The sequence below is a fragment of the Kitasatospora sp. NPDC127067 genome (genome assembly GCF_042724755.1).
Lineage (GTDB): Bacteria > Actinomycetota > Actinomycetes > Streptomycetales > Streptomycetaceae > Kitasatospora > Kitasatospora lactacystinica.
The window spans coordinates 1-22,949 of the sequence record NZ_JBHXEM010000131.1; the positions used below are offsets into that span (position 1 = coordinate 1).

Annotated in this window: 22 protein-coding genes; 13 read left to right on the plus strand and 9 right to left on the minus strand. The window is 76.0% G+C overall.

What is annotated here, in order from left to right:
* Positions 1–349 precede the first annotated feature (349 nt).
* On the plus strand, positions 350–2,488 hold the full coding sequence (locus tag ACFWJ4_RS34375; protein WP_380551300.1) for a DEAD/DEAH box helicase: 2,139 nt from the start codon (positions 350–352) through the stop codon (positions 2,486–2,488).
* Between the two features lie 51 nt (positions 2,489–2,539).
* Here the strand turns inward: ACFWJ4_RS34375 and ACFWJ4_RS34380 are convergent, their stop codons facing one another.
* Entirely contained in the window at positions 2,540–3,196 is a 657-nt protein-coding gene (locus tag ACFWJ4_RS34380) for a response regulator (RefSeq protein WP_380551303.1), read from the minus strand.
* Positions 3,184–4,566 (minus strand): sensor domain-containing protein, encoded by a 1,383-nt coding sequence (locus ACFWJ4_RS34385; protein ID WP_380551306.1) that lies wholly within the window; start codon positions 4,564–4,566, stop codon positions 3,184–3,186. Before ACFWJ4_RS34385 ends, ACFWJ4_RS34380 begins: the two co-directional genes overlap by 13 nt.
* Positions 4,567–4,723: 157 nt before the next feature.
* Here ACFWJ4_RS34385 and ACFWJ4_RS34390 point away from each other — a divergent pair, with 157 nt between their 5' ends.
* Positions 4,724–5,749: a hypothetical protein gene (locus ACFWJ4_RS34390; RefSeq protein ID WP_359910857.1), complete on the plus strand. Its 1,026-nt coding sequence runs from the start codon at positions 4,724–4,726 to the stop codon at positions 5,747–5,749.
* Positions 5,750–5,929: 180 nt separating this feature from the next.
* Here the strand turns inward: ACFWJ4_RS34390 and ACFWJ4_RS34395 are convergent, their stop codons facing one another.
* From ACFWJ4_RS34395 to ACFWJ4_RS34405, 3 genes are read right to left on the minus strand one after another with little or no spacing between them, the layout of a single operon-like run.
* The gene (locus ACFWJ4_RS34395) at positions 5,930–6,682 is read right to left on the minus strand and encodes an FAD:protein FMN transferase (protein WP_380551345.1); all 753 of its coding nucleotides are present in this window, start codon (positions 6,680–6,682) and stop codon (positions 5,930–5,932) included.
* A gap of 31 nt (positions 6,683–6,713) precedes the next feature.
* A complete protein-coding gene (locus ACFWJ4_RS34400) occupies positions 6,714–7,244 on the minus strand; it encodes an FMN-binding protein (RefSeq protein ID WP_380551309.1) in 531 nt (176 codons plus the stop codon).
* Positions 7,245–7,302: 58 nt separating this feature from the next.
* Positions 7,303–8,682 (minus strand): ferric reductase-like transmembrane domain-containing protein, encoded by a 1,380-nt coding sequence (locus ACFWJ4_RS34405; RefSeq protein ID WP_380551312.1) that lies wholly within the window; start codon positions 8,680–8,682, stop codon positions 7,303–7,305.
* Positions 8,683–8,909: 227 nt separating this feature from the next.
* On the opposite strand from ACFWJ4_RS34405, the gene ACFWJ4_RS34410 reads away from it, so the two are divergent.
* Together ACFWJ4_RS34410 and ACFWJ4_RS34415 are read left to right on the plus strand one after the other, a co-directional pair.
* Positions 8,910–9,626, plus strand: a complete 717-nt coding sequence (locus tag ACFWJ4_RS34410) for a response regulator transcription factor (RefSeq protein WP_380551315.1) — start codon at positions 8,910–8,912, stop codon at positions 9,624–9,626.
* A gap of 62 nt (positions 9,627–9,688) precedes the next feature.
* Entirely contained in the window at positions 9,689–11,122 is a 1,434-nt protein-coding gene (locus ACFWJ4_RS34415; RefSeq protein ID WP_380551318.1) for a sensor histidine kinase, read from the plus strand.
* Here ACFWJ4_RS34415 and ACFWJ4_RS34420 read toward each other — a convergent pair.
* Positions 11,103–12,158, minus strand: a complete 1,056-nt coding sequence (locus ACFWJ4_RS34420; protein WP_380551321.1) for a GlxA family transcriptional regulator — start codon at positions 12,156–12,158, stop codon at positions 11,103–11,105. The genes ACFWJ4_RS34415 and ACFWJ4_RS34420 overlap by 20 nt on opposite strands.
* A gap of 152 nt (positions 12,159–12,310) precedes the next feature.
* Here ACFWJ4_RS34420 and ACFWJ4_RS34425 point away from each other — a divergent pair, with 152 nt between their 5' ends.
* Positions 12,311–12,901, plus strand: a complete 591-nt coding sequence (locus ACFWJ4_RS34425) for a cysteine hydrolase family protein (RefSeq protein WP_380551324.1) — start codon at positions 12,311–12,313, stop codon at positions 12,899–12,901.
* A gap of 207 nt (positions 12,902–13,108) precedes the next feature.
* The gene (gene uppS, locus ACFWJ4_RS34430; protein WP_380551327.1) at positions 13,109–14,965 is read left to right on the plus strand and encodes a polyprenyl diphosphate synthase; all 1,857 of its coding nucleotides are present in this window, start codon (positions 13,109–13,111) and stop codon (positions 14,963–14,965) included.
* Here the strand turns inward: uppS and ACFWJ4_RS34435 are convergent.
* A complete protein-coding gene (locus ACFWJ4_RS34435; protein ID WP_380551330.1) occupies positions 14,904–15,590 on the minus strand; it encodes a hypothetical protein in 687 nt (228 codons plus the stop codon). The two genes, uppS and ACFWJ4_RS34435, sit on opposite strands and share 62 nt — an antisense overlap.
* Positions 15,591–15,969: 379 nt before the next feature.
* On the opposite strand from ACFWJ4_RS34435, the gene ACFWJ4_RS34440 reads away from it, so the two are divergent.
* The 4 genes from ACFWJ4_RS34440 to ACFWJ4_RS34455 are packed head-to-tail and all read left to right on the plus strand — an operon-like array spanning position 15,970 to position 18,591.
* Positions 15,970–16,749 (plus strand): DUF2071 domain-containing protein, encoded by a 780-nt coding sequence (locus ACFWJ4_RS34440; RefSeq protein WP_359910831.1) that lies wholly within the window; start codon positions 15,970–15,972, stop codon positions 16,747–16,749.
* Positions 16,746–17,618, plus strand: a complete 873-nt coding sequence (locus tag ACFWJ4_RS34445; protein WP_380551333.1) for a class I SAM-dependent methyltransferase — start codon at positions 16,746–16,748, stop codon at positions 17,616–17,618. Before ACFWJ4_RS34440 ends, ACFWJ4_RS34445 begins: the two co-directional genes overlap by 4 nt.
* Positions 17,615–18,037: a hypothetical protein gene (locus tag ACFWJ4_RS34450; RefSeq protein ID WP_380551336.1), complete on the plus strand. Its 423-nt coding sequence runs from the start codon at positions 17,615–17,617 to the stop codon at positions 18,035–18,037. Before ACFWJ4_RS34445 ends, ACFWJ4_RS34450 begins: the two co-directional genes overlap by 4 nt.
* A 47-nt stretch (positions 18,038–18,084) precedes the next feature.
* Positions 18,085–18,591: a hypothetical protein gene (locus tag ACFWJ4_RS34455; RefSeq protein ID WP_380551339.1), complete on the plus strand. Its 507-nt coding sequence runs from the start codon at positions 18,085–18,087 to the stop codon at positions 18,589–18,591.
* Between the two features lie 60 nt (positions 18,592–18,651).
* Here the strand turns inward: ACFWJ4_RS34455 and ACFWJ4_RS34460 are convergent, their stop codons facing one another.
* Entirely contained in the window at positions 18,652–19,416 is a 765-nt protein-coding gene (locus ACFWJ4_RS34460) for an alpha/beta fold hydrolase (protein ID WP_359910819.1), read from the minus strand.
* 200 nt (positions 19,417–19,616) lie between these two features.
* Here ACFWJ4_RS34460 and ACFWJ4_RS34465 point away from each other — a divergent pair, with 200 nt between their 5' ends.
* Positions 19,617–20,423: a hypothetical protein gene (locus tag ACFWJ4_RS34465; protein WP_359910816.1), complete on the plus strand. Its 807-nt coding sequence runs from the start codon at positions 19,617–19,619 to the stop codon at positions 20,421–20,423.
* A 40-nt stretch (positions 20,424–20,463) separates the two neighbouring features.
* Here the strand turns inward: ACFWJ4_RS34465 and ACFWJ4_RS34470 are convergent, their stop codons facing one another.
* A complete protein-coding gene (locus ACFWJ4_RS34470) occupies positions 20,464–20,817 on the minus strand; it encodes a DUF6401 family natural product biosynthesis protein (protein ID WP_359910813.1) in 354 nt (117 codons plus the stop codon).
* 163 nt (positions 20,818–20,980) lie between these two features.
* Between ACFWJ4_RS34470 and ACFWJ4_RS34475 the strand changes: the two genes are divergently transcribed.
* Together ACFWJ4_RS34475 and ACFWJ4_RS34480 are read left to right on the plus strand one after the other, a co-directional pair.
* Entirely contained in the window at positions 20,981–21,907 is a 927-nt protein-coding gene (locus ACFWJ4_RS34475) for an LLM class F420-dependent oxidoreductase (protein ID WP_380551342.1), read from the plus strand.
* 144 nt (positions 21,908–22,051) lie between these two features.
* Entirely contained in the window at positions 22,052–22,720 is a 669-nt protein-coding gene (locus ACFWJ4_RS34480; protein WP_359910808.1) for an AAA family ATPase, read from the plus strand.
* The last annotated feature ends 229 nt before the right edge of the window (positions 22,721–22,949 follow it).

Consider the following 22,949-nt stretch of genomic DNA (forward strand, 5'->3'; position numbering starts at 1 on the left):
GTGGGGTCGGCGGCCTCCCGGGTGGCCCCCCCGGGGCCGCTGTGCCACACCGTGGCCCCCCCAACCGGGTTTTGGGGGGGTTTCTCAAATTCCCCGGGGGGTGCGCTTTTTTAAACACACGCCCCAGCGTCACCGCCCCGTCGAGCGGGCGACGACGACCCACGGCCAGGACCCGAGTCACCGACTCGGGTCCTGGCCGATGTGCTCGGAAGGGCTGAGTGCGTCCAGCAGGAGATTCACGTCCGCCGCGGCCGTCGGTCGGTGGTGGGAGCATGGTGCGTCCAGGGGTGTGCGGCGAGGCGGGGGTCGGGCGGTGGGGGAGCGGCGGCGGGGTGGGCGGCGGCCCGGAGTGGTTCTCGCCGAGGCGCAGGGGTTGCTGGCGGCGGCCGGGGCGGTGGTGGCGGACCACCGGGCGGCCGTGGAGCAGGCGCGGTCGGCGTACGTCGGGGAGCGGGACCGGCTGGTGCGGGAGGAGCTGGGGGCCATCGCGGTGGCGCGGCTCCGGGACGTGACCGAGGGCCGGCTGCGGGTCGGGGCGCTGGAGGCGGCCGGGCTGGCGACGGTGCGGCAGGTGGCGGAGGCCTCCGGCTACACCCTGCGGCTGATCCCGGGGGTCGGGGCGCAGACGGCGGCGCAGGCGCTGGCCGCGGCCGGGCAGATCGCCAGGGCGGTCGAGCAGACGGTGGCGGTGCGGCTGGACGTCGAGCGGCAGGACGCGACGAGCACCGCGCTGGTCGTGGCGCTCCAGCGGCTTGTGGCCGCCGGGCCCCAGGCGCGGCGGGCCCGGGAGACCGCGGAGCGGGTCCGGGCCGAGGTCGAGCCGCTCGTGGCGGCCGCGCAGCCGGCCGGCGGGCTGCTGCGCGGGCTGTTCGCCGGGCGGGAGCGGCGGGCGCAGGCGCAGGCCGCGGTCGAGCGGCTGGAGAAGGAGCTGGCCGGGTACGCGGCGCTGGAGGTCCCGGTGCTGCTCGCCCAGGCCTCGGTCGACCTGCTGCGTCCGGCGGTCGACCCGGTCGAGGCATGGACGGACTTCGAGCTCCGCTCGGCCGACTACTACGGCGTGCTCGGCGGGATCGTCGAGGAGGCCGGGGCCGAACCCGCCGCCGCCGAGGGGTTCCTGCCGGAGGAGCTGTCGGACCGGGTGCGGGCCGAGCCGCTGGACGACGCCCACTGCCGGGTCTCGCTGCGCGGCTACCAGGCGTTCGGGGCGCGGTTCGCGCTCGCCCAGCGGCGGGTGATCATCGGGGACGAGATGGGCCTCGGCAAGACGGTCCAGGCGATCGCCGTGCTGGCGCACCTGCGGGCGCGGGGGAGCACCCACTTCCTGGTGGTCTGCCCGGCCAGTGTCCTGATCAACTGGATCCGGGAGGTCGAGTCGCGCAGTACTCTGCGGGCGTTGCGGGTGCACGGCCCGGAGCGGGAGGCGGCGCTCGCCGGGTGGCTGCGGGACGGCGGGGTCGCGGTGGTGACCTTCGACGGGCTGCGCCGCCTGGAGGCGGCCGAGGTGGCGGATGCGGTCACGGTCGGGATGGTCGTGGTGGACGAGGCGCACTTCGTCAAGAACCGTGCCGCGCAGCGCTCCCGGGCGGTGGCCGCCTGGACGGAGCGGGTGGAGCGGGTGCTGTTCCTCACCGGGACGCCGATGGAGAACCGGGTGGAGGAGTTCCGCAGTCTGGTGGAGTACCTCCGGCCCGGGCTGGTGCCGTCGGTCCGGCAGGATTCGGCGGCCGCCGGGCCGGTGGCCTTCCGCAAGGCGGTCGCCCCGGCGTACCTGCGCCGCAACCAGCGGGACGTGCTGACCGAGCTGCCCGAGGTGGTGCACGTGGACGAGTGGGAGGAGTTCTCGCCCGCCGACCTCGCCGCCTACCGCTCGGCCGTCGCGGCGGGCAGCTTCCCGGCGATGCGCCGGGCCGGGTACGCGGACCCGGCGCAGTCGGCGAAGCTGCGCCGGCTGCTGGAGATCGTCCGCGAGGCGGCGGACAGCGGACTGAAGGTGGTGGTCTTCTCGTTCTTCCGGGACGTCCTGGCGGCTGTGCAGGCGGCTCTGGAGCAGCGGGCGTTCGGGCCGGTCGACGGCTCGCTGGACTCGGCGCGGCGGCAGGACGTGGTGGACGGGTTCGCCGCCGCGCCCGGGCACGCGGTGCTGCTCTGCCAGATCCAGGCCGGGGGCGTGGGGCTCAACATCCAGGCCGCCTCGGTGGTGATCCTCTGCGAGCCGCAGGTCAAACCGACCCTGGAGGAGCAGGCGGTGGCCCGGGCGCACCGGATGGGGCAGGTCCGCCGGGTACGGGTGCATCGGCTGCTGGCCGCGGACAGCGTCGACCAGCGGATGCTGGACCTGCTGCGGGTGAAGGGCAGGCTGTTCGACGACTACGCGCGGCGCAGCGAGGTGGCGGAGTCGACCCCGGAGGCGGTGGACGTGTCGGAGCAGTCGCTGGTGGCGCTGATCGTCGAGGAGGAGCAGTTGCGGCTGGCGGTCTCCGACCGATGAGCGACGAGCGACGAGCGACGAGCGGGGCGCGGGGCGTGGGACGGCGGGCGGTCAGTCGTCCGCGAGTGCGCGCAGGTAGGTGAGGACGGCGCGCACCCGGCGGTGTCCGGTGTCGGGGGTGGGCATGCCGAGCTTGCCGAAGATGCTGCCGATGTGCTTGTTCACCGAGCTCTCGGCGAGGAAGAGGAGCCGGGCGATGGTCGGGTTGTTGTGGCCCTCGGCCATCAGGGCGAGCACCTCCCGCTCGCGCGCGGTGAGGGCGGCCAGCGGGTCGGGGCCGGTGCGGTGGGCCATCAGCTGGGAGATGACCTCCGGGTCCATCGCGGTGCCGCCCTCGGCGACCCGCCGCAGCGCCTGGAGGAACTCCTCGGCGCGGCCGACCCGGTCCTTGAGCAGGTAGCCGACGCCGGTGGCGCTCTGGGCGAGCAGCTCGGCGGCGTAGGCGCGTTCGACGTACTGGGAGAGGATCAGGACGGGCAGTGCGGGCAGTCGGCGGCGGGCCTCCACGGCGGCGCGCAGTCCCTCGTCGCGGAAGTCCGGCGGCAGCCGGACGTCGACCACGGCGACGTCGGGGCGGTGGTCGAGCAGGGCGGGCAGCAGGTCGTCGCCGTGCTCGACGGTCGCGCACACCTCGTGTCCCTCGCTGTGCAGCAGCAGGACGAGGCCTTCGCGGAGCAGGGCGTTGTCCTCGGCGATCAGGATCCGCACGGGATCTCCACTTCCAGGATGGTCGGGCCCCCGGGCGGGCTGGACAGGCGGGTGGTGCCGTCGAACGCGGCGACCCTGCGGCGCAGGCCGGGCAGGCCGCTTCCGGCGCCCTCGACGGCGCCGCCCCGGCCGTCGTCCTCGACCCGGACGGCGATGGCGGCCGCGGTGATCCGCAGCCGGACCAGGGCGCTGCGGGCTCCGCTGTGCCGGGCGACGTTGGCGAGCGCCTCGGAGACCACGAAGTAGGCCGCGGCCTCGGCGGCGGCCGGTGCGCGCGGTGGCGGGTCGGCCGGGGAGGGGGCGACCCGGCCGCCCCCGGTGTCCGGTTCGCCCCGGCCGCCCCCGGTGTCCGGCTCGACCCGGGTGGGCACGGCGCAGCGGGCGGCGAGCGACCGTACGGCCTCGGCGAGACCGCGGTCGGCGAGCAGCGGCGGGTGGATGCCCCGCACCAGGGTGCGCAGCGACTCCAGGGCCTGCTCGGCGACGAGTTGGGTGGAGTCCACCAACGCGGCCGCCTGCTCGGGACGTTGGTCCAGCGCGCGGCGGATCATGCCGAGCCGGAGCGAGACGGCCACCAGGTTGGCCTGGGCGCCGTCGTGCAGGTCCCGTTCGATCCGGCGCAGTTCGGCGGCATGGGCGTCCAGCGCCTCGGACCGGGTGGTGGTCAGCTCCTGGACGCGCCGGGCCAGCGACGGGCGGGGCCGGGCGACCAGCAGCGGGCGGGAGGCCCGGGCGTGCAGGTCGGCGGCGGGCGCCAGCACGGCCAGGGCGACCACCGCGTAGCCGACCCCGCCGACCGCCGCCGCGACGGCCACCGGCCAGGAGTCGACGGTCAGCAGGATGATGCTCCCGCGCTCGTCCGGCAGGAGCCGCCACCACACCGGCGCCGTCAGCCAGTTGACGGCGTGGCTGCACAGGGTGAGGGCGGCGGCCGACAGGGCCGTCCCGGCGGTGGCGTGGGCGAGCAGCCACACCAGGTCCTTGCGGACGGCCGGGTCGCGCAGGGACGCCCGGTCGCGGTACGGGGTGCGCGGCCGGTCGCCGCCCAGCCACCGGCCGGCCCGCCGGCGGTGGAACTCGGCGAACCGGCGCAGCAGTCGCAGGGCCGGCGGCAGGAGCGGCAGGCCCGGGCCGACCAGGCAGAGGGCGAGGACGACGAGCAGCAGGCAGAGCCCGACCAGCGCGACCGCTCCGGTGCCGAGGCAGAGCAGGAGGTGGCCGGCGGCGGCGGGGGAGCGGCGCACCGCGGACCGGGCGGCGGAGCGCAGATCCGCGCGGGTCGTCCAGCGGGTGGCCGAACGGATGGCGGAGCGGACGGGCGACCGGACGGCCGACCGGACCGTGGACGCGGCAATCCTGGGCGCCCGCACGATGGTTCAGTCCTCCGAGCGTCCGAGCCGACTGTTCGATCACCCTAACACCGGCCCCGGAACCGGCCCGGAGGCCGTCACGGGGCGCGGCTCTTCCGCCGCCGTGCCGGACACCTCCACAATGGGTCGGGTCGATCGCGGAAGTGGGGGAACCGGGGTGGAGTGGCTGCTGGGGATCGGTGGGGCCCTGCTGCTCGGGGTGGTGACCAATCTGGTGTACGACTTCGCCAAGTTCGGCGGCTCACGGCTCGGTTCCCGGGTGCCGGTGCCGCGGGTCCGGCGGGCGAGCCTGACGGCGGCGGCCCGGGCGCACGACGTGCGGGCGGACGGGCTGGCGCCGCTGATCACCTGGTCGGCGACCCGGCCGCTGGCGCCGAGCACGCTGGTGACGGCGCACCGCGGGAGGGTCGAGCGCCCGCACGTGCTGGACGCGGTCGGGTGGGCCGAGGAGGTGGTGCGCCGGAGGGCGGCCGGTGCGGCGGGCCGCACCGCGTACATCTCGCGGCTGACGGTCGATCACGGCGAGCACGGTGGTGCGCGGGTCTGCGAGGTGGACATCGCGGAGAGCGACTACGCGGAGTGCATGGCCACCACCGGGATGGGCCGGGAGGACCCGGAGGCGGCCCGGCTGCTGCACGAGGCGCTGGACCAGGGCCTGACGAGCTTCGTGGCCGTCGCGCCGCCCACGATGGTCAGCGCCTGCGTCGCGGTGCGGGACCGGCTGGGCCGGCTGCTGCTGCTCCGCCGCTCGCTGGCGGTCCACACCTTCCCGGCGCAGTGGACGGTCGGGATCAACGAGACGATGAAGTACCGCGACGAGCCGGGCGCCGCCGAGGACTTCTACGGGCTGGTCCGGCGGGCGCTGGAGGAGGAGTTGGGGCTGCTGCCGGACGACGTCGGGCCGACCGTGATCACCTGGCTGGGCTGGAGCGAGCCGGCCTCCTGCTACACGCTGGTGGCCACCGTCCGGTCCCGGCTGGACGCGGCCGAGATCGACCGCCGCCGCGAGGCCTGCCACAGCACCTTCGAGCACGACATGGCCGTCTGGGTGCCGTTCACCCGCCGGACGGTCTCCGAGCTGATCGAGGGCGGCACCTGCCCGGACGGCTCGCGGCGCTGGTCGTACCTCGCGCCGCTGGTGGCCTGGGAGGCCTGGCGGGCGGCGCAGCAGGAGCGGGCGTAGGCCGGAACTCGCCTCGCCGGGACGGGCGTTCCGCGCGGAGTGGGCGCAGTTCCGTGCGGGCCGGGCGCAGTTTCCGCACGGAGCGGGCGCCGTTTCGCGTGGAGCGGGCACCGTTGCGCGCGGGGAAGCGCGGGGAAGCGCGGTCCACGAGGAACCGGCGTGCCGGGCCCGGCCGCCCGGTCAGCCGACGGCGGTGCGCCAGTCCGCCGGCCCGCTCGCCGGGAGGTGCCCGGGCAGGCCCGGGGTCCAGCGCTTCGAGCCGTCCGGCAGTACGGCCAGGGCCTCGATGCCGGGTCGGCGGGCGGCCCAGGCGAGGGCGCGGTCCGGGCCCATGGCGAAGGCGGCGGTGGCCCAGGCGTCGGTGCGGGCGATGCCGGTGCCCGGGGCGCCGACCAGGGTGAGCGAGGCCAGGGCACCGGCGGGGCGGCCGGTGTGCGGGTCGAGGATGTGGGCGCCGCGCTCGGCGGTGCCGGAGGTGGCAACGGCCAGGTCGTGGCCGGCCAGGACGGCGGCCAGCAGACCCGGTCGCCGGGGGTCGGCGATGCCGATCCGCCACGGTCCGCCGGCGCTCTGCACGTCTCCGCCGCCGCTGACGCAGTACTGCCGGGAGCCGGAGGAGCGCAGCAGGGCGGCCGCCTGCCCGACCGCCCAGCCCTTGACCCAGCCGCTGGGGTCGAGCCGGCCGCCCGGCCGCTCGGTGAAGTAGCCGTCGGTCTCGGCGGCCACCTCCCGGCAGGCGGCCAGCACGGTGCGGACCTCCGGATCGCAGTCGTCCAGGGCGAGTTCGCCCCGGTCGAGGCGGCTGATGTCGCTGTCCGGCCGGTACGTCGAGAACACCGCGTCGATCCGGTGCAGCCGTTCCGCGATCCGTTCCAGCACGGCCGGGGTCCCGGGGGCGGGGTCGCGCACGGTGACCGAGAAGACGGTGCCCATCACGGGCTCGGCGTGGCACAGCACGGGCGCCTCAGCCCTTGGCCCGGTCGAGGGCGCTCTGCAGGGAGCGGACGTAGCCGTCGCTGGTGTACGTCGCGCCGCTGACCACGTCGATCCGGGCGCTCTGCGCGGCTATCGCCTCCTGGTTGAGGACCGGCAGCGCGGAGGTGTTGATCTCGCGGTCGCGCCGTTCGGCGCTCGGGTACTTGACCACGTCGACGGCGGTGATCCTGCTGCCGGCCAGGGTGACCTGGACCTGCACCGGGCCGTAGCGGGTGTTGACGGTGTCCCCGCTGACCTTCCGGGTGGCGCCCGCGGCGGGTGCGGAGGCGGACGCGGACACGGAGGCGGGTGCGGAGGCGGAGGGCGCCGGGGCGTTCGACGGTGCCGAGACCTCGGACCCGGACCCGGTGCCGGAGTCGGCGGCGGTGCCCTGGCCGGCGCCGGTGCCCGGCCCCGAGCCGATCACCGGGGCGGGCCCGGCGGCCTCATGCGGTTTGAGGGACAGCAGCAGGACCACCCCGGCCGCGGTGGCGGCGCTGGTGACGACGGCTCGGCGCATGGAATGGACGCTCCTCGGGTGCTCGGGGGCGAGCCGAACGGGCTCAGAAGGAAAGGCTTCAGAAGGAAAAGCTCTCGTGGTGGATGCGTCCCGGCCGCACCCCCGCCGCCCGCAGCGCGCGGACGGCCTCCTCGGTCAGGGCGTCCGGGCCGCACAGGTAGACCTCGTGCTCGGCGAGGTCCGGGACCAGCCGGGCCAGCGCGGCCCCGAGGTCGCCGACCTGCTCGCGCGGGCCGAGCAACTCGTGCACCGCCGCGCCGCGCCGCCGGGCGACCTCGGCCAGCTCCGCCCGGAACAGCACGTCCTGCGGCCGCCGGGCCCGCTGGATCAGCGTCAGCTCGCCCGGCAGGGTTTCGAACAGGGCGCGCAGCGGGGTGATCCCCACCCCGGCGCCGAGCAGCAGCACCCGGCGCTGCCGCAGCCCCCGCCCGGTGAACGCCCCGTACGGGCCCTCGGCGCGCACCCGGGTTCCCGGGCGCAGGGCGGCCACCGCGGCGCTGTGCCCGCCGAGGTCCTTGACGGTGAAGCGCAGGAAGTGCGGGTGCGGCGGCGCGGACAGCGAGTACGGGTTGGCGGCCCAGCGCAGCCCGGGCACCTGGAACTGGAGCCGGAAGAACTGGCCGGGCTCGGCGCGGAGTTCGTCCAGCCGCCGCCCGCGCAGGAACAGCGACACCACCCCGGGGCCCTCCGGCCGTACCTCGGCGACGGTCAGGCCGTGCCGCCGGTCGAGCAGCCACGGCCGCAGCAGCCGGTACCAGCCGAGCAGCGCCGCGGTGCCGAAGTAGAGCGCGTACCAGGCCGCCCGGCCGGGGCCGCCGCCCAGGTCGGCGCCGGTCGCCAGCTGGTGGGCGAAGGCCAGCGCCACCGCGAGGTAGGTCGCCAGGTGCAGGTAGTACCAGGCCTCGTACGGGAGACGGCGGCGCGCGATCCGGGCGGAGACGGCGCCGGTGCCGAGCAGCAGCAGGGTGCCCAGGGTGGCCTTGAGCATCTCGGGGTGGTGGAGGACGATCTCCACGCCCTCGCCGATCGGCCCGCGTCCGTCGGTCAGCGCGTAGCCCTGGACGACCGTCAGCACGTGCACCGTGACCAGGGCCACCGTCCAGCGCCCGCCGAAGGCGTGCCAGCGCGCCAGCCGGTCCGCGCCGACCCCGCGCTCCACCGGCGGCAGCCGGGCCATCAGCAGGAGCAGCACCGGCGCGGCACCGCCGGCCAGCAGCCCGGTGATCCGGCCGGCGCCGGTCAGCCAGCCGTCCGCGCCGACCACGGCCGGGGTGCCCGTCCACCACAGCGCGAGCACGCCGAGCACGCCCGCGGCGATCAGGCCGAGCGCCGCGCGCGGGTCGAGGGCGAACGGCGGACGCGGCGCCGCCCGGTGGCCCGGGCGGTCGGGTGCCCGCCGGGGCCCGGGCCGCGGCTTCGGGGCGGCGGCAGTGGTCATCGGATCCTCCTCGGAGCCCGGCGGCGAGTACCGCCGAGGCCGTCCACGATCGCACCGCAAGCTCTGAGCGGGCTCTGAACCGGGCCGGCCCCGGCGCCCGTCGGTGAGTGGAAAAGGGCAGGTCAGGGTGTGTGTGTCGGCCCACGAACCGTTTTCCTGGGTCTCACCGGTTTCTCATCGGGACCGGCCAGGATGACCACCGCGCAGCACCCGACGCGAGGAGCCCCATGGACGAGACCGCAGACCGCCCGGACTGGCGGGTCCTGGTCGTCGACGACGAACCGGACCTGGTCGAGGTGGTCTGCGGAGCCGTCCGCTACGAGGGCTGGCAGGCCCGCGGCGTGACCACCGGCCTGGCCGCCGTCGAGGCCGCCGCGGCCTGGCGGCCGCACGCCGTGGTGCTCGACGTGATGCTGCCCGACCTGGACGGCCTGGAGGTGCTGCGCCGCGTCCACACCGAGCAGCCCGAGGTGCGGGTGCTCTTCCTGACCGCCCGGGACGCCGTCGAGGAACGGATCGCCGGCATCGCGGCCGGCGGCGACGACTACGTGACCAAGCCGTTCAGCCTGGCCGAGGTGGTGGTCCGGCTGCGCGGCCTGCTGCGCCGGGCCGCCCCGCCCGCCGCGGCCGGCCAGTCGCCGCCGCACGCGCTGGTGCTCGGCGACCTCGTGCTGGACGACCGGGCCCGCGAGGTCACCCGGGGCGGGGAGACGGTCGAGCTGAGCCCGACCGAGTACGCGCTGCTCGCCCACCTGATGCGCCATCCCCGGCAGGTGCTCAGCAAGGCGCAGATCCTGGACGCCGTCTGGTCGTACGACTTCGGCGGGCAGGCGCACATCGTGGAGCTGTACATCAGCTACCTGCGCAAGAAGGTGGACGCGGGCCGCAGCCCGATGATCCACACGGTGCGCGGCGCGGGGTACCTGATCAAGGCCGCGACATGAAGCCCCGCACGGGACGCTCCCGTCCACGGTCGGCCCGCCGCCCGGGCGAACGCCGTCCACGGATGGCCCCCCGCACCCTGCGCGCCCGGCTGATCGCCGGCCTGCTGGTGCTGCTCGTCGCCACCTGCGCCGCCGTCGGCCTCGCCACCACCGCCGCGCTGCGCCACTTCCTGGTCGACCGCCTGGACCAGCAGCTCGCCGAGTCCGGCGGCCGCTACGCCGCGAGTCTGGAGCACACCGGCCACGGCGCCGGCCCCGACACCCGGGCCCAGACCCCCGGCACCCTCGGCGTACGGCTGCTGGGCGGACGGGTCACCGCCGCGGGCGTGGTCGACGGGGACGCCGACGACGTGGACGACCCCGGGAACGAGGACGACCGGGTCGCCTTCGCCCCCGACCGGGAGCACGCCCTGGCCGCCCTGCCCGTCGACGGCCCGGCCCGCACCCTCGACCTCGGCCGGGCCCTCGGCCACTACCGGGTCCGCGCGGTCGCCGGGCGGGACGGCGACGTGCTGGTCAGCGGCCTGCCGCTGCGCCCGGCCGAGGACACCGTGGAGCGGCTGGAGACCCTGGAACTCACCGTCTTCGCGATCTCCGTCGCCGCGGCGGGCGCGGCCGGGGCCGCCTGGGTCGGCTTCTCCCTGCGCCCGCTGCGGCGGGTGGTGGGCATGGCCGAGCGGGTCAGCGCGCTGCCGCTCGCCAGCGGCGAGGTGCTGCTCGCCGAACGCGTGCCGGACGACGACCCGCGCACCGAGGTCGGCCGGGTCGGCGCCGCGCTCAACCGGATGCTCGGGCACGTCGGCGACGCGCTGGCGCGCCGGCACGCGGTGGAGGAGCGGCTGCGCGGCTTCGCCGCCGACGCCAGCCACGAGCTGCGCACCCCGGTCGCGGCGGTCCGCGGCCACGCCGAGCTGGCGCTGCGCCACCCCGGGCCGGTCCCGGCGCCGGTACGGCACTCGCTGGAGCGGATCGACGCCGAGGCGCTGCGGATGGGGGCGATCGTCGAGGACCTGCTGCTGCTCGCCCGGCTGGACGCCGGCCGCCCGCTGGCCGAGGAGGAGGTGGACCTGACCCGGATCGCCCTCGACGCGGTGGCCGACGCCCGCGCCGCCGGGCCGGAGCACCGCTGGCGGCTCGCCCTGCCGGAGGAGCCGGTGCTGGTGCGCGGGGACGAGCACCGGTTGAGCCAGGTGGTGGCGAATCTGCTGGCCAACGCCCGGACCCACACCCCGCCCGGCAGCGAGGTCCGGCTCTGCCTCGAACAGCCGGACGGTCAGGTGGAGTTGAGCGTCACGGACGACGGTCCGGGGATCGCGCCGGAGCTGGCCGACCGGGTCTTCGAGCGCTTCGTCCGGGGTGACCGGGCCCGCTCCCGCGCCACCGGCTCGACCGGGCTCGGTCTGGCGATCGTCCGGGCCGTGGTCGGGGCGCACGGCGGCACGGTGGCGGTGGCGAGCCGGCCCGGCCGCACCGTGTTCACCGTCCGGCTGCCCTGACGGTCGTCGCCGTCGCTGCGGCCGTTGCTGTTCCCGTCGCTGTTGTCGCCGCTGTCGCCGCCGTCGCCGCCGTCGCCGCCGTCGCCGCCCTCGTACGGAAACGCTGCCGGTAGTCGGTCGGCGTGGTGCCGAGGCGGCGGCGGAAGGCGCGCACCAGGGTGTCGACGGTGCCGAAGCCGCAGACGGTGGCGATGCGGTCGAGCGTCGCGTCGGTGGACTCCAGCCGGTGGCGGGCGAGTTCGACCCGGGCGGACTCGACGTAGGCGCTCGGGGTGGTGCCCAGCTCGGTCTTGAAGATCCGGGTCAACTGCCGTTCGCCGACGTGGGCGTGGGCCGCGAGGTCCGGGACGGTGAGCGGCCCGGCGAGATTGCGCAGGATGTGGTGGCGCAGCTCCTCGATCCGCCGGGTGGTCGAGACGGGTTCCAGCGGGACGCTGAACTGGCTCTGGCCGCTGGGGCGTTTGAGGTACATGACGAGCTGGCGGGCGACCCGCAGGGCCAGCTCCTCGCCGAAGTCCTCGGCGACCAGCGCGAGCGACAGGTCCAGGCACGCGCTGATGCCCGCACCCGTCCAGACCTCGCCCTCGCGGATGAAGATCGGGTCCGGATCGACCTCGATCTCCGGGTGCTCCTCGGCGAGTTGGCCGGCCGTGGACCAGTGGGTGGTGGCGCGCCGCCCGTCCAGCAGCCCGGCGGCGGCGAGCAGGTGCGCGCCGACGCAGACGCTGGCCACCCGGCGCGAGCGGGTGGCCAGTGTGCGGACCCGGTCGACCACCTCGACCGAGCCGGGCACCAGCAGGGTGTCGATCCGGCTCCGGGCGGCCTCGTCGAAGGTGAGGTCGGGCAGGATGCGCACGCCCGCCGCGGTGGTGACCGGCTCCGCCGTCTCGGCGGCGAGGACGACCCGGTAGCCGGTCGCGTCGCCGGTCTCGCGGCGGACCAGCGAGAACACCTCGGGCGGGCCGGTCACGTCGAGCAGGTCGACGCCCTCGAACAGCACGATGACGATCAGCCGTTGCGCAGCGGGTGCGGGCACCGCTTCCCTCCTCGTCGTCCCTGCTCGATGTCGGAATCTGCAGGTTAGCCGACATTGCCGACACCCGAGCGCCGCCCGTAGCGTTTTCAGGGCCGGCCGCACCCGCAGTGGCCCGCGAGATCCCCGACTCCCGACCGTGAAGGCGGTACCCCGTGCCCACCACGACCCTGCGCACCCTCAACGGCCTCGACGAGAAGCCCGCCGTGCTCGGCGACTCGACCCTGATCATGATCGACTACCAGAACACCTATGTGCGCGGCGTGATGGAACTGGCGGGCTGGCAGGAAGCGCTGGACGCCGGCGCCGACCTGCTCGCCCGGGCCCGGGAGGCCGGCTCCACCGTGATCCACGTGATCAACGACGGTGGCGAGGGCACCCCGTACGACATCCGGGCCGAGATCGGGCGGATCCACCCGAGCGTGGCCCCGGCCGAGGGCGAGCGGGTGGTGGTCAAGCAGGCCCCGGACGCCTTCGTCGGCACCGACCTGGGAGAACTGCTCGACGCGGCCGGCCACCGGGACGTCGTCGTCGCCGGATTCATGACCCACATGTGCGTCGCCTTCACCACGGCCGGCGCCTTCCTGCGCGGCAACCGCCCGACCGTCGTGGCCGCCGCCTGCGCCACCCGCCCGCTGGAGTCGGCCGGCACCGGGCTGACGGCCGCCCAGGTCCACCGCGCCGCGCTGGCGACGATCGGCGACCTGTACGGCGTGGTGGTGGAGTCCCCGGCCGACCTCGGCTGAGCCCGGGCGGGATCCGGGGCGGATACGGCGCGGGCCCTCGGCGGGCCCGGGCGGAGCCTTGGCCGGACCGCCTTGCCGGACCGCCCGCCCGCCGAAGCGGTCCACCGTGGCGGTCCGGGGCGTCGAGGGCGCCCGGGAACGCCACCGATCCGCCCCCGCCTCGTTGACCAGTCCGCGCACGGTGTCGGCGGAGGGCGGGGAACGGGCATGGCGGGGAACGGGGCGGCGGCCGTGGGCGGCCCGCCGGAGCTGGCGGAGTCGTACCGGGTCTGCGAGCAGGAGGTGGCCGGCCACCAGGCCTCGCTGCGGGCGATCAGCGACACACTGCCGCCCGAGGTGCGGCCGTACTTCCACGCCGTCAACGGCTTCGCCTCCCGGTCCGACCGGATCGCCGACGACGCCGACGCCCGTGACGCCGACGTCCCTGACGCCGGCGCCCGTGACGCCGGTGCCCGCAACGGCCAGGCCCAGGCGGCCCCCGCCGAGCGGCTGCGCCGGTTCGCCCGCTGGCGGGACGAGACCCTGGCCGAGCTGGCGGCCGGCCGCAGCGAGCACCCGCTGCGCCGGGCCTTCGTGGACACCGTGCGCCGGTGGGAGCTGGACCAGGCGCTGGTCGAGGAGTTCCTGGATGCCACCCGGGCCGACGGGGCCCACCCGCCGGTCTTCGAGACCCGTGCGGACCAGCGCCGCCACCTGCGCGGCGTCGCGGGGACGATCACCGAGCTGTGGGCCCCGCTGCTGGGGGCGCGGGGCCCACGGGCGGCGGACGCGCTGTCCGCGCTGGGGGAGGCCTGCCAGCTGGCCGACATCCTGGAGGACCTCCCGCTCGACCTCGCGGCCGGCCGCTGCTACCTGCCGCAGGAGGAGCTGTGCCGGCTCGGCCTGACCGTCGCCGACCTCGGCCGACCCGATCCCGGGGGCCGCCACCGGGCCGCCCTGGACACGCTGGCCGAGGGTCAGCAGGCGCAGCTGCACCGGCTGTTGGAACAGGCCCTGCCCGTCACCTGGCTCGCCGCCCCCGGCTGCCGCCCGTTCCTGCACACCCTGCTGCTCGGCGCCCAGCTGCAGTACGACGAAGTGACCCTGGCGCGCTCGCGCGTCCTGTCCGAGGGCCTCACTCCGCTGAGCTCCGACGGCGCCACTCCCGGCCGTCGCGCCCGGCCCGTGCCCGCCGAGGGGGCGCCCGCCCACGTCGCCGTGATCATGGACGGCAATCGCCGCTGGGCCGAGGCCCGCCGACTGCCCGCCCGGCACGGCCACCAGGCGGGGCAGCGGGCTGCCCTGCGCCTGGTCAACGCGGCGCTGCGGCTGGGCATCCGCCACCTGAGCCTGTACGCGTTCTCCACCGAGAACTGGGACCGCCCGCCCGAGGAGCTGACCGCGCTGTTCGACTCGCTGGCCGACGGCCTCACCCGCGGCGCGGAGGGCCTGCACGCGCTCGGGGTGCGGATCCGGTGGTGCGGCCGGCGGGACCGGGTGGACGAGTCGCTGGCCTCCGCGATCGCGCTGGTGGAGAGCATGACGTCCAACAACGGCACGCTGACCCTGACGGTCTGCGTGGATTACGGCGGACGGGAGGAACTGGCCGCCGCGGCCCGGGGCCTGGCCGCCGAGGCGGTGGCCGGGGGGATCCGTCCGGAGGCGATCGGCCCGGCCGACCTCGCCCGGCACCTGTACCTTCCGGACCTCCCGGACGTCGACCTGCTGATCCGCACCTCGGGGGAGCAGCGGATCAGCAACTTCCTGCCCTGGCAACTCGCCTACGCCGAGCTGCTGTTCGATCCCACGCCGTGGCCCGACTACGACCTGGCCCGGCTGCGCGGCGCCGTCCGCGCCTACGCGGCCCGCGAGCGCCGCTTCGGCGGGGGCGTGCCCGCCCAGTCCCGGCAGTCGCAGCAACCCGGGCAGTCGCAGCCGTCCGGGCAACCGCAGCCGTCCGGGCAACCGCAGCCGCTGGGGCCGTCCGCGCCGTCCCAACGGTCCCAGCAGTCCCGGAAGCCCCCTACGAGTGCTGCTCCTGCGCCGCCGCCGGGGGAGGAGGGGTGTACGTTCCCTGGGCCGTGACGTACGCCAGCACCGTGTCCACGGTCACGGGGTGCGCGCCGAAGTTCGCGGTGTACGCGTCCACCGCCTCCTGGGTGGGGCGCAGCGGCACCCCGGTCAGCCGGACCTTGATCGGGTGCCCGGCCGGTACCGGATCGGCGGTCAGCTTGCCCTCCGTGAGGCCGCAGCGAAAGGCCGAGCGGTGCCCCATCTCCGCCCCGCCGACCTCGCACCGGCCGGAACCCAGGCCGTCCTTGATCGCGCCGGCCAGGTTCACCACCCGGTAGTCGCCCCGGGAGGTGCGGACGGACACCCCGCCGTCCAGTGCCCCGTCGCCGTGCGCCTTCGGCGGGTTCGCGAGGGACGGGTCGCCCACGGCCGAGCGGATCGGCAGGTGGACGGCCGGGCCGTGGCGGTCCATCACCATGCGGGCCGGGGCGACGACGTCCACCATCGCGTGGAAGCGGTCCAGCTGGGCCTGCGCCTCCGGGGTCCAGCGCACCTCGACCCAGCCGTTGGAGAGCGTTCCCAGGTTTCCGGAGCGGTCGGTGCCGCCGTCAACGGCACCGGCCGCCGTCCCGGTGAGCCACCCCAGTAGCGGGGCGCCCAGCGCCGCGCCCAGCAGCGAACGCCGCGTCGTGCTCATCGTCCCGAACCGTCCTTCCCGGGCCGTCCAGCACGGCCATGGGACGGATCATCCGTCCACCGACCGTCTCCGAGGCCATTCCGGAGAACGAAACCACTCGCACGGGGGGAGCGGGACGCAGCCACGGGTGGTCCGTTCGGGCACATGAGCCCCCCGGGACTGCTGCCCGCCGGGTGTCCGGCCCGGCGGCCGGGCACTCCGTGCGGTCCCGGCCGTTCGCGTACCCCCGCCGTACCGCCCCCACCCTGAGTTGAACGTGTTCAAAGTCGTGCGCCATGATGAGGGCGCGCGAGGACACCCCACCGCGGCCTGCGGCGGAAGGCGGTCCCGTGCTGCCCCGTCACGCTCCGAACCCCCGTACCCGACCCCGGAGTCGACCGTGCGACACCTGCTGCAACGCCACCCCTTCGCGATGCGCACCCACTTCGCGCACTCGCTCGTCCTCACCTACGCCCTGCCGCCCCGGCTGCTCGCCCCGCTGGTGCCGCCCGGCCTCGCCCTCGACACCTACACCGACCCCGACGGCACCGAGCACGGCTTCGTCGCCGCCGCCGTCGTGGACACCCGGGCACTGCGCCCGGCCGCGCTGCCCGCCCGCCTCGGCCGGGACTTCATCCTGACCGGCTACCGGGTCTTCACCCGCTTCCCGACCCCCGGCGGCCGCACCATGCGCGGCCTGCGCATCCTGCGCTCGGACACCGACAGCCGGATGATGGCACTCGGCGGCAACGCCTTCTCCCGCTACCACTACCGGCACGCCCGGATCGGCACCCGGGTGGTCGGCGACACCCTGGAGTTCAAGGTGGTCAGCGGCGACGGCCGCGCCGACCTGCACGTGCGCGCCGACCTCGGCGGCGCCCCCGCCGCCCTCCCGCCGGGCAGCCCGTTCGCGGACGCCCGGGCCGCGCGGCGCTTCGCCGGCCCGCTGCCCTACACCTTCGAGTACGAGCCGCAGACCCGCTCGATGATCGTGGTCAAGGCCACCCGCGCCCACTGGGACCCGGTCCCGGTGGCCGTCGAGGTGCCCCGGCTCACCTTCTTCGACCACGGCCCGCTGGCCGGCAGCCGGCCCCTGCTCGCCAACGCCTTCCACGTCGCCGGCCTCGACTACGGCTGGCACGCCGGAGAGCGCCGCCACCTCACCGGAGCCGCCCGATGACCGCCCCCGCCCCGGCCGGGCCCGGCCCGTCCGCCGCCCGCCCGTCCGCCGCCCGCCCGTCCGCCGCCCGCCCGCTCGCCGCCTGCTCCGCCGTCCTGTGCCCGTCCACGGCCCGGACCGACGGCCCCCGCCCGTCCGGTGTGCGCGAGGTCGTCCGCTACAACTGGCCGATGTACGCCGCCGGCGCGCTCACCGTCGCCGTCGGCGGGGCGCTGGCCGGCCGGCTGCCGGGCCCCGCCGCCGTGCTCGCCCGGGCGGTCGCCGCCACCGCCGCCGGATACCTCGCCGTCAGCACCCTCGCCACCTGGTGCGTCTACGACCGCTCCGCACTCCACCGCTACGACTGGCTGCCGGAGCTGCTGCCCGACGGCCCCGGCGACCACCTGGTGATCAGCACCGGCCTGGACGAGGCCAGCCGCCCGATCGCCGCCCGCCACCCCGGTGCCCGCGGACGGCTCGCCGACCTGTACGACCCCGCGCTGACCGCGAGCGGCTCGATCCGCCGCGCCCGCCGCCACGCCCCGCCCGCCCCCGGCGGCATCCCGGCCCGCCCGGACGCCCTGCCCGCCGCGACCGGCGCCCTGGACACCGTGTTCGCCGTCTTCGCCGCCCACGAGCTGCGCCGGCCCGCCGACCGCACCGCCCTGTTCGCCGAGGCCGCCCGCAGCCTGCGCCCCGGCGGCACCCTGCTGCTGGTCGAGCACCTGCGGGACGCCGCCAACACCGCCGTCTACGGTCCCGGCGCCTGGCACTTCCTGCCCCGCGCCACCTGGCTGCGGCACGCCGCCGAGGCGGGCCTGCACCCGGCCGCCGAGCGCCGGATCGCCGGCCTGGTCACCGCCTTCGCCTTCCGGAAGGCCGAGTCATGACCGGGCTGGTCACCCTGGAGGCCCAGCTGCGCCTGGTCGGTGCCGCCCTCGTGACCCTCGGCCTGGTCCACGCGGTGCTGCCCCGCGCCATCGGCTGGCCCGCCGACCTGTCCGGCACCACCCTGCTGACCCGGCAGGTCTCCTACGCCCACCTCTTCTTCATCGGCCTCGCCTGCGCCCTGCTCGGCCTGCTCCCGCTCTGCCTGGCCCCCGACCTGCTGGCGGGCGGCCGGCTCGGCACCGCCCTGCTGGCGGGCCAGACCCTCTTCTGGGGCCTGCGCTGGCTCTTCGAGTTCGCCTACTTCTCGCCCCGGCTGTGGCGCGGAGACCGCCTGCGCACCGTCGCCCACCTCGGCCTCTGCGTGCTGTGGACCTGGGTGACGGCGGTCTTCGCCGGAGCCCTCTGGCACACGGTCTAGGATCAGTCGCGACCCCAGGAGCCCACACACCCCTCAAGGATCATGCGGTGACCGTTGCTTTCCCCCGTGCTCGCGCCGTGCGGTCGGCCCTGTCGGCCGGCGCCGTCCTGCTGGCGGCCACCTCCTGCTCCGGTTCGTCCGACGCGGCGCTGACCAGCGCCCAGGCCAAGCAGAAGACCGACCAGTACTTCTCCGAGACCTTCCTCGCCTTCCCCAAGCCGATCTCGCCGGTGGTCGACCGCGACGGCGAGGAGAAGTGCTTCAAGAAGGGTGCCCCCTCGGAGCCGGACGGCCGGGTGAAGGCCGTCACCTACCGCTTCCTGCGGGACATTCCGGCCGATCACCACGACACGATCTTCGACGCCTTCCGCGGCCACCTCGTGGTGGCCGGGTTCCGGGTCACCGACAGCAGGCCCGGTGTGATCGTCCTCACCAACCCGGACAACGGCTTCAAGGCCTCCATCTCGGACGGCGACAACTGGCCGGCCACGCTGAAGGTCGGTTTCGAGTCCCCCTGCGTCTCGCCCGACGGGGCCAAGACGGCCACCGGCTGAGCACGCCCGCACCTCCCCCGGACGGGCGCCCGGTACCGCCGCTCCGCGGGGCCCGTCCCGTCAGACGTTCGCCGGCAGGGCCGGTGCGCGGCGCGGCTGGGGCGGGAGGGCGAGGGTGAGGGCCTCGCGGGAGGCGGTCGGGAGGGCGAGGGCGGAAGCGGTCTCGGCGGGGAGCGGCTGGAGGCCGAGCAGGGCGGTGGTCAGCCGGGTGGTGGCGCGGTGCCAGTCGGGGATCCGCCGGAGCATGGCGTGGCCGCTGCCGGTGACGGTGTATCCGCAGACCCTGGCGCCCGCGGCGCGGCTGCGGGCGGCGAAGGCGCGGGTGTCGGCGGGCGGGGTGACGGTGTCGCGGTCGCCGTGCAGCATCAGCACGTCGCGTCCGGCGAGCTGCTCGCACGGGTCCTCGGCCGGGCACCACGGTGCGAGGGCGACCAGGCCGGTGACGGACGGGTGCCCGCCGGCCCGGAGCGCGGCGCGCCCGCCCATCGAGTGGCCGACCAGCACCGTCGGCACCGGCCCGAGCAGCGCGGTCAGTTCGTCGAGCGCGGCGGTCGCGTCCTGTGCGGCGTCGGCCCGTTCGCCGTTCCAGCCGCGGTGGCGGTAGCGGACGGTCCCGATGGCGACGCCGGCGTCCGCGGTCGCCCTGGTGAGCCCGCGCAGGAAGCCGTGCATCCGCAGCAGCGGGAGGTTGAGGCGTCCGGGCCGGGAGAAGTTGTGCTCCTCGCCGCCGTGCAGCACCAGGACGGCGGCCCGGGCCGCGTCCGGCCGGACCTGCCAGTGCAGCGCCCGGTGGCCCACCGCGCGCTCCGCCGCCGTACCGCTCACTGCCGCACCGTCCCGTCCGTCCCGCCCGTGGCCCGTCCCCCCGGACCGCCACTGTACGCGTGCGGACGGCTGGACCGTTCACCCGAGGGAACCATCCCGGACACCGGGCGCGCGCGGCCGGAGCGGGCGCCTGCTATTCACGAAGGGTGGGGGGCCGCAAGCGCCCGCTCGTGGCGCCGTGTCACCGAGTGGAGGACTCCGTGGCTCAGCAGCTCGCTCTGTCCGTCGACTTCGGGTCGGGCTTCACCCAGGCCTGGTCCAAGATCGCCAAGGTCATCCCGCAGTTCATCGCCTTCCTGGTGATCCTGTTCATCGGCTGGATCGTGGCCAAGGCCATCGCCAAGGTCCTCGACCGGGTGATGCGCAGGCTCGGCTCGGAACGGGTCGCCGAGCGGTCGGGGATGGCCGCCCGGCTGGCCGGCTCCAAGTACGACATGACCGGCATCGTCTGCAAGGTCGTCTACTACATCGTCCTGCTGATGGCCCTGCAGCTGGCGTTCGGAGTCTTCGGCCCGAACCCGATCAGCGTGATGATCCACAGCATCGTCGCCTGGCTGCCCAGGGCCATCGTCGCCGTCGTGATCCTGGTGGTCGCGATGGCCATCGCCAACGGCGTGCGGGACATCGTGGGCAACTCGCTGTCCGGAGCCTCGTACGGCCGGGTGGTCGCCACCGCGGTCTGGGCGTTCATCGTCGGCCTCGGTGTGATCGCCGCGCTGGGCCAGGTCGGGATCGCCACCGCGATCACGACCCCGGTGCTGATCGCCGTGCTCGCCACCATCGCCGGCGTGCTGGTGGTCGGCGTCGGCGGCGGCCTGATCCTGCCGATGCGCCAGCGCTGGGAGCGGTGGCTGGACGGCGCCGAACGGGAGACCGCCCGGCTGCGCGGCAGCGCCTACCAGGCCGGCCGCTCCGACGCGCTGTCCAACCAGCCGGTCCGGCCGACCACCCAGACCGGTCCGGGCACCCCGCCCGCGCCGGGCATCGAGGGCGACCAGAACCGGTAGCCGCCGCCACCGCGGGCCGCCGGGCAGGGCCCGCCGGGGCTCAGACCTCCAGCAGGCCCTGCTCGCGCACCAGCCAGCAGATCGCGGTGAGCCGCATGACGGCGTAGTCGTAGCCGACCGGCTCCCGCCAGCCGATCTCGTCGAGCGCGTCGACGAAGCCCAGCGCGTAGTCCGACAACTCCTCACGGTCCAGGGGCCGGGGCGCCAGCTCCGGTCCCTGCGCGTACAGCAGCTCCCGCAGCATCGCCGCGTGCTGGTCGACCGCCGCGACGAAACCGGGCTCGAAGGCGAACTCGGCCAGACGGGGCGTGAAGGCCGTCACGATGCCGGGCAGCGGACAGCCGGCCGGCTCGTCGGGGGAGCGCCGGAAGGAATCGTCGGAGGTGGCGAACATCCGTCCACGTTAGGCGAGCCCCGGAGCGGGAACGGACGCCCGTGACGGTTCCGTGCTGAGACCTTGGCCACCCCGCCCGCGCCACCGCCCGCCGCGGCGACGGTCCGTGTCCCGTCCGGTTCGCTCTGCCGATCACGGGGTGCTCCGTACCAGAATGGCCGGCATGGATCTCCGCATCTTCACCGAACCCCAGCAGGGCGCGAGCTACGACACCCTCCTCAAGGTGGCCCGCACCGCCGAGGAGCTCGGGGCCTTCAGCGCCTTCTTCCGCTCCGACCACTACCTGAAGATGGGCGACGTCGACGGCCTGCCCGGGCCCACCGACGCCTGGATCACCCTGGCCGGCCTCGCCCGCGACACCAGCACCATCCGCCTGGGCACGCTGATGACCGCCGCCACCTTCCGGCTGCCGGGCGTCACCGCGATCCAGGTCGCCCAGGTGGACGCGATGAGCGGCGGCCGGGTCGAGTTCGGCCTCGGCGCCGGCTGGTACGAGGCCGAGCACACCGCGTACGGCATCCCCTTCCCGAAGGAGAAGTTCGGTCGGCTGGAGGAGCAGCTGGCGATCATCACCGGGCTGTGGCGGACCAAGCTCGGCGACACCTTCGACTTCGCGGGCGAGTACTACACGCTGACCGACTCGCCCGCGCTGCCCAAGCCCGTCCAGGAGCACGTCCCGGTGCTGGTCGGCGGGCACGGCCCCCGGCGGACCCCGGCCCTGGCCGCCCGCTTCGCCGACGAGTTCAACGTGCCGTTCGCCTCGGCGGACGACACCGCCGCCCAGTTCGGCCGGGTCCGCGCCGCCGTCGAGCGGGCCGGGCGCGCGGCCGACGAGCTGGTCTACTCCAGCGCCCTGGTCGCCTGCGTCGGCCGGGACGACGCCGAGGTCGCCCGCCGCGCCGCCGTGATCGGCCGCGACGTCGACGAGCTCAAGGAGAACGGGCTGGCCGGCACCCCGGACGAGGTCGCCGAGAAGATCGGCCGGTACGCGGCCGTCGGCAGCGAGCGGATCTACCTCCAGATCCTCGACCTGGACGACCTCGACCACCTGGAGCTGATCGCCTCCCGGATCGCCCCGCAGCTCGCCTGAGGCGCGCCCGGGGCCCGTCGGCGGTCCTGACGCCCGGCGGCCCGGACCCGGCCCGGGTCGTCCGTACCCGCCCCGACCTCCGCCCTTTACTCGTTCTTGGGAATGCGCCATGCTCCTTGGACGGGAACGGCGGGGGGAGACCGGGTGAGCGGGACGAGAGCGGTGCGGACGGCGGCGGCGCCGAGGGTGCCGCCGCCGCGCACCGCCGGGGAGCGCGTCGTCCTGCCCGCGCCGCACGACCCGCCCGCCCGGCACGAGCTGCGCGGGCCCGGGCCGGCGGTCCTGCGCTACCCCGCCGGGGACCTGCTGGTCGTCACCGGCCTGCCCGGCAGCGGCAAGAGCACCCTGATGCGCCGCTGCGTCCGAGCCCCGCTGATCGACTCCCAGCTGGTCCGCGAGGAGTACGCGGCCAGGCTGCCCGGCCGCCTGCCGTACGCGCTCTACCGCCCGCTGGCCCGGCTCGCCCACTACCGGCGGCTGCGCCGCGCCGTCCTGGACGGCGGGCCGCTCGCCGTGCACGACTGCGGCACCCAGCCCTGGGTGCGGGCCTGGCTGGTCCGCGCCGCCGCCCGGCAGGGCCGCCGGGTGCACCTGCTGCTGCTCGACGCCGACCCGGCCGAGGCCCTGGACGGGCAGCGACGGCGTCGGCGCGGCGTCTCGCGCTACGCCTTCGCCCGGCACCTGGCCGCGGTGGCCCGGCTGCGCCACCGGATCCTGGAGGCCGGCCGGCTGCCGGCCGGCTGTGCGTCGGCCGTGGTACTCGACCGGGCCGCCGCGCGCGCCCTGCGGGAGATCGACTTCACGGCGTCGTAGTCTCGGCGAGTCCGCGCCGGGCGCCGGCGGGTCCGGCCGGAGCAGGTCCGGCACGCGGCCGAGACCACGTCAACTCCCCCGTCAGGAGCGCTGATGCGCCGTACTGCCCGGGTGCGCTCGCGTGCCCCCCGCCTGTTCCCCTGCGCCGCCGCGCTGGTCGCCGCGGCCGGCCTGAGCCAGTTCGCCGCTCCGGCCGCACACCGCGCCACCGCGGCTCCGGCCGCCGCGG